The 5,139-nt window shown below is 73.5% G+C and carries 6 protein-coding genes; 5 read left to right on the top strand and 1 reads right to left on the bottom strand.

Annotated features, from left to right (window positions below; translation table 11 throughout):
- From AOK22_RS36785 to fdhD, 3 genes are all read left to right on the top strand, one after another.
- Window positions 1-559, top strand: a 559-nt coding sequence (locus tag AOK22_RS36785; protein WP_208606497.1) for an NADH-ubiquinone oxidoreductase-F iron-sulfur binding region domain-containing protein, incomplete at its 5' end; no start/stop codon positions are given.
- Window positions 560-625: 66 nt separating this feature from the next.
- Window positions 626-1,486: a 2Fe-2S iron-sulfur cluster-binding protein gene (locus AOK22_RS36790; RefSeq protein WP_055703012.1), complete on the top strand. Its 861-nt coding sequence runs from the start codon at window positions 626-628 to the stop codon at window positions 1,484-1,486.
- A gap of 7 nt (window positions 1,487-1,493) precedes the next feature.
- Complete coding sequence (gene fdhD / locus AOK22_RS36795) at window positions 1,494-2,342, top strand: formate dehydrogenase accessory sulfurtransferase FdhD (RefSeq protein ID WP_055703013.1); 849 nt, start codon at window positions 1,494-1,496, stop codon at window positions 2,340-2,342.
- Window positions 2,343-2,418: 76 nt separating this feature from the next.
- On the opposite strand, the gene AOK22_RS36800 is transcribed toward fdhD, so the two are convergent.
- Complete coding sequence (locus AOK22_RS36800) at window positions 2,419-2,877, bottom strand: MarR family winged helix-turn-helix transcriptional regulator (protein WP_055703014.1); 459 nt, start codon at window positions 2,875-2,877, stop codon at window positions 2,419-2,421.
- A gap of 121 nt (window positions 2,878-2,998) precedes the next feature.
- Between AOK22_RS36800 and AOK22_RS36805 the strand changes: the two genes are divergently transcribed.
- Together AOK22_RS36805 and AOK22_RS36810 are read left to right on the top strand one after the other, a co-directional pair.
- Entirely contained in the window at window positions 2,999-3,922 is a 924-nt protein-coding gene (locus AOK22_RS36805; protein ID WP_055703015.1) for a quinone oxidoreductase family protein, read from the top strand.
- Window positions 3,923-4,080: 158 nt separating this feature from the next.
- Window positions 4,081-5,139 (top strand): sialidase family protein (locus AOK22_RS36810; RefSeq protein ID WP_167357932.1); only part of this gene is annotated, 1,059 nt, incomplete at its 3' end.

Genomic DNA, 5,139 nt, shown 5'->3' on the forward strand with positions numbered 1-5,139 from the left:
GGGTGCCGCCGCGTACGCGGCCATCGGCACGGAGCGGTCCACCGGGCCCAAGCTCTTCTGCGTCTCCGGCGCCGTGGCCCGGCCCGGGGTCTACGAACTGCCCTTCGGGGCGACGCTCGGGGAACTGCTCGCCCTCGCGGGGGCGGGCGACCGGCTGCGGGCCGTGCTGCTCGGCGGGGCCGCCGGCGGGTTCGTGCGGCCCGACGAGCTCGACATCCCGCTCACCTTCGAGGGCACCCGGGAGGCCGGGACCACGCTCGGCTCCGGCGCCGTGCTCGCCCTCGACGACAGCGTGCCGCTCCCGCGCGTCCTGCTGCGCATCGCGGAGTTCTTCCGTGAGGAGTCCTGCGGCCAGTGCGTGCCCTGCCGGGTCGGTACCGTCCGCCAGGAGGAGGCCCTGCGCCGCATCACCGAGCGGACCGGTGCCGACGCCGCCGGCGACATCGCGCTGCTGCGGGACGTGGGGCGGGCCATGCGGGACGCCTCGATCTGCGGTCTGGGGCAGACCGCGTGGAACGCCGTGGAGTCCGCCATCGACCGCTTGGGGGCGTACGAATGACCGCGAACCGTCCGAGGGAGGCGACCGCCGCATGACCGCGAACCGCCGCAGGGAGGCGACCCCCGCATGACCGCGATCCCGCTTCAGCCGCCCCGCCGTCTCGTCGAGTTCACCCTGGACGGCGAGGAGGCCCGGGTCCCGGAGGGAGCCACGATCCTCGACGCGTGCCGTGCCGCGGGCAAGGACGTCCCCACCCTCTGCGCGGGCGACACGCTCACGCCCAAGAACGCCTGCCGGGTGTGCGTCGTGGAGGTGGAGGGCGCCCGGACGCTCGCGCCCGCCTGTTCCCGGCGCGCCGAGCCCGGCATGGACGTCCGCACGGACACCGACCGCACCCGCCACAGCCGCAGGCTGGTCCTCGAACTCCTCGCCTCCTCGGTCGACTTGTCGACCACACCGGAGGTGGCGGGGTGGCTCAAGGAGTACGAGGCGAAGCCCGACCGCTTCGGCCCCGGCGCGGCCCGCCTGAACGAGGAGCCGCGGGTCGACAACGACCTCTACGTGCGCGACTACGACAAGTGCATCCTCTGCTACAAGTGCGTCGACGCCTGCGGCGAGCAGTGGCAGAACACGTTCGCGATCTCCGTCGCGGGGCGCGGTTTCGACGCCCGTATCGCCGTCGAGCACGACGCGCCGCTGACGGACTCGGCGTGCGTGTACTGCGGCAACTGCATCGAGGTCTGCCCGACGGGCGCGCTCAGCTTCAAGTCGGAGTTCGACATGCGGGCGGCAGGGACCTGGGACGAGTCGGCGCAGTCCGAGACGACGACGGTGTGCGCGTACTGCGGAGTCGGCTGCAACCTGACGCTGCACGTGCAGGACAATGAGATCGTCAAGGTCACCTCGCCGCACGACAACCCGGTGACCCACGGCAACCTCTGCATCAAGGGCCGCTTCGGCTACCAGCACGTACAGAACCGGGACTGATCAAGACATGGGACGAGTCACGGAACGACGCAAGGTGATCCGGATCCGGGACGGGCACGTCTCGGAGCGGCCCGACACGCTCGTCGCCGAGGAACCCCTGGAGATCCGGCTCAACGGCAAGCCCCTCGCCATCACCATGCGCACCCCGGGCGACGACTTCGCGCTCGCGGCGGGCTTCCTGGTGAGCGAGGGGGTCCTCGGGAGCGCACAGGACCTGCAGAACATCGTGTACTGCGCGGGCGCCACCCAGGACGGTTCGAACACGTACAACGTGGTGGACGTGCGCACGGCGCCCGGCGTCGTCCTGCCCGACATCACGCTGGAGCGCAACGTCTACACGACCTCGTCGTGCGGCCTGTGCGGCAAGGCGAGCCTGGACGCGGTCCGCACCACGGCCCGCTTCCCGATCGCCGACACTCCCCCGCTCCGGGTCGGCACCGAACTGCTCGCGAGCCTCCCCGACCGGCTCCGCGCGGACCAGCGGGTCTTCGACCGCACCGGGGGCCTGCACGCCGCGGCGCTGTTCTCCGAGACGGGCGAACTGCTCGACATAAGGGAGGACGTGGGGCGGCACAACGCCGTGGACAAGCTGGTCGGGCGCGCCCTGCAGAACGGCGGACTCCCGCTGTCCCGCGCGATCCTGCTCGTCTCGGGGCGCGCCTCCTTCGAGCTCGCCCAGAAGGCGGTGATGGCGGGCATCCCGGTGCTCGCCGCGGTCTCCGCGCCGTCCTCGCTCGCCGTCGACCTGGCCGCCGAGACGGGCCTCACGCTCGTCGGCTTCCTGCGCGGCTCCTCCATGAACGTGTACGCGGGCGAGCACCGCGTCGCCCTGCGGGCCGCGGCCGCCCAGGGCTGACCCGGACCGCCCGCCGCACGGCGGCGGCGCCCCGGCCGGCGGGGAGCGCCCCCTGCGCCGGTCGGGCCCCTGCCGGCTAGGACTCCGGCCCGTCGTCCCCGACCCCGGAGATCCGCGTCAGCATCTCCAGGAACCGCTCCCGCTCGGCCGCCGTCAGCGGCGCGAGGAGCGCGTCGTTGGCGTGCGCGGCCGCCTCGGCGCAGCGCGCCACCAGCCGCTTCCCCTCGGGCGTGATCGTGATCGCGTTCTTGCGGCGGTCCGTGGGGTCCGGGGCGCGGTCGACGAGGCCCCCGGCCTGGAGGTCGTTGATGACGCCGACCATGTCCTTGGGGTCGAGCGAGACACTGCGGCCCAGTTCCGCCTGGGCGACGGGGCCGAGGTCCGCGACGGCGGACAGGACCACGTGGTGCCACATCTTCAGGCCCTCGCGGGCCAGCGCCTCGGCGACCAGGCCGCGGCCGCGGGCGGCGGCACGGCCGAGCAGCCAGCTGGGCAGGGTGCGGATGGTGCGGGGTGCGGGCGGTGTCGTGGCCATGGGGGAAGCCTAGCCAATAGTCATTGGACTTCCCAATGAATCACCTCTACGGTGAGACATATCGTTGGCACTCCCAATGATTTCTTCGCTCATGAACGAGCTCCCTACGGAGGTGGTGCGGATGCGTCGTGTCCGCTACGCACGCAGCGGCGGTCCCGAGGTCCTCTTCCTGGAGGACGCGCCCGTCCCCGAGCCCGGCCCCGGCGAGCTCCTCGTACGCGTCGAGGCGGTCGGCGTGACGCTGCCCGTCGTCCGCAAGGTCCGCGAGGACCGCGCGCCGATCGCCCTCGGCGGCGAGATCGCCGGGCGGATCGTCGCGCTCGGCGCGGGCGTCACCGGTCACGCGCCGGGCGACCGCGTCACGGGGCTCGTGTTCGGCCACGGGTACGCCGAGTACGCCCTGCTCTCCACCGCGATGGCCTCGCCCGTCCCGGCCGGCGCGGGCGCCGTGGACGCGGTCGCCCTGGTCCGCTCCGGCCTCGTCGCCCGCGGCGCCCTGGACGCCGCGCGGCCCGCGCCCGGCGAGGCGGCGCTGGTCACCGCCGCGGCGAGCGGGGTCGGCCATCTCGCCGTGCAACTCGCGCGGCTGCACGGCGCCGTGCGCGTCGTCGGCGCCGTGTCCGACCCCGCCAAGGCGGACTTCGTGCGCGGGCTCGGCGCCGACGAGGTCGTCCCGTACGACCGCGAGGAGTGGGGCGAGCCCGTCGACTACGCCCTGGACGCGGTCGGCGGCGAGCTGCTCACGCCCGCCGTGCGCGCCCTCGCCCCGCACGGCCGCCTGGTGGCCTACAGCTCGGGCGGCGGCACCGTGGCGGCGTACGACCTGCTCGTCGGCGCGAAGGCGGTCGTCGGCTTCCAGATGGCGCTCATCGCGCGCGGCAGGTCGAAGGTGTACGAGGCCTGGCGGCAGGAGCTGTGGCGGCTGTTCGCCGAGGGGGCGCTGCGGCCCGCCGTGCACGCGGAGTTCGCGCTGGAGGACGCGGCGAGGGCGCACGAGGTCGTCGAGTCGCGCGGCAACCTCGGCAAGGTCGTACTGATCCCCTGACGCACGGGTCCTTGTGGGGTCCTGACGCCCCAAGTAGCGTCTGTGGCGCGCACGTTGGACGTGGGATGTCAGGATGTCCGGTCCTCCCGCGCCCCGGGTCGTGATCGTCATGAGCCGTTTCGCCATGAGTCGCCGTCGCCAGAAAGGCGGGCCGCACCATGCCATCGAGTCTCCGTGTACGCCGCAGATCCCTCCGCACCGCCGTCGCGGCCCTGACCGCGGCGGCCCTGGGCGCCCTGCTCCCCGCGCCCGCGACGCAGGCGCAGGCCGCGCCGTCGCCGCAGGCCCCGCCGTTCGAGCAGCAGGTCCTCTTCAAGGCCTCCCAGGACCCCGGGTACGCCTGCTTCCGCATCCCGGCCGTGGTGAAGACGGTCAAGGGCACGCTGCTCGCCTTCGCCGAGGGCCGGGTCAACGACTGCAGCGACGCCGGCGACATCGACCTTGTGCTCAAGCGGTCGCACGACGGCGGCCGCACCTGGGGGCCGCTCCAGGTGATCAACGAAGGCGCCGGCGACACCCACGGCAACCCCGCGCCGGTCGTGGACCGCGAGACCGGCCGCGTCCTGCTCGCGGAGACGTACAACACCGGCCGCACGGACGGCAAGAACTGCGACGTGCCGTGCGACCGCACGCCCCACCTCCAGTACAGCGACGACGACGGCCGCAGCTGGTCCGAGCCGCGCGACCTGAGCGACGAGATCCTGCCCGACGACTGGAACTCCTGGTACGCGACGGGACCGGTGCACGGCGTCCAGCTGACCCGCGGCCGGCACGCGGGACGGCTCGTCTTCGCGGTCAACGCCGAGACGTGGGACGGCAGTCGGGTCACCGCCAACCACGCCGCGCTGATCGTGAGCGACGACGGCGGCGACCGCTGGCGGATCGGCGCGACGGACTCGTACCCGATCGCCGCCGACGGCACGTTCCGCCAGAAGCCCTCCGAGATGACGGTCACCGAGCGGCCCGACGGCGCCGTGTACGTGAGCGGGCGCGAGCAGGACGGCACCGATCTGGGCCACCGCACGCACGCGGTCAGCCGCGACGGCGGTGACTCCTTCGCCGCGCCCTTCCGGGCGATCCCCGACCTCTACACCCCTCAAGTACAGGGCTCCACCCTCCAGTTCGGGCGGCGGATGCTGCTCGCCTGCCCCGGCGACCCCGACCGGCGCCGCACGATGCAGATCCGCTCCTCCTACGACGGCGGCCGCACCTGGGAC

This window comes from Streptomyces silaceus, assembly GCF_001419745.1.
Taxonomy (GTDB): domain Bacteria; phylum Actinomycetota; class Actinomycetes; order Streptomycetales; family Streptomycetaceae; genus Streptomyces; species Streptomyces silaceus.

Coding starts and splice junctions, on each gene's coding strand:
- AOK22_RS36800 (WP_055703014.1), bottom strand. CDS start 2,877: ATGGCCACGACACCGCCCGCACCCCGCACCATCCGCACCCTGCCCAGC.
- AOK22_RS36805 (WP_055703015.1), top strand. CDS start 2,999: ATGCGTCGTGTCCGCTACGCACGCAGCGGCGGTCCCGAGGTCCTCTTC.
- fdhD (WP_055703013.1), top strand. CDS start 1,494: ATGGGACGAGTCACGGAACGACGCAAGGTGATCCGGATCCGGGACGGG.
- AOK22_RS36790 (WP_055703012.1), top strand. CDS start 626: ATGACCGCGATCCCGCTTCAGCCGCCCCGCCGTCTCGTCGAGTTCACC.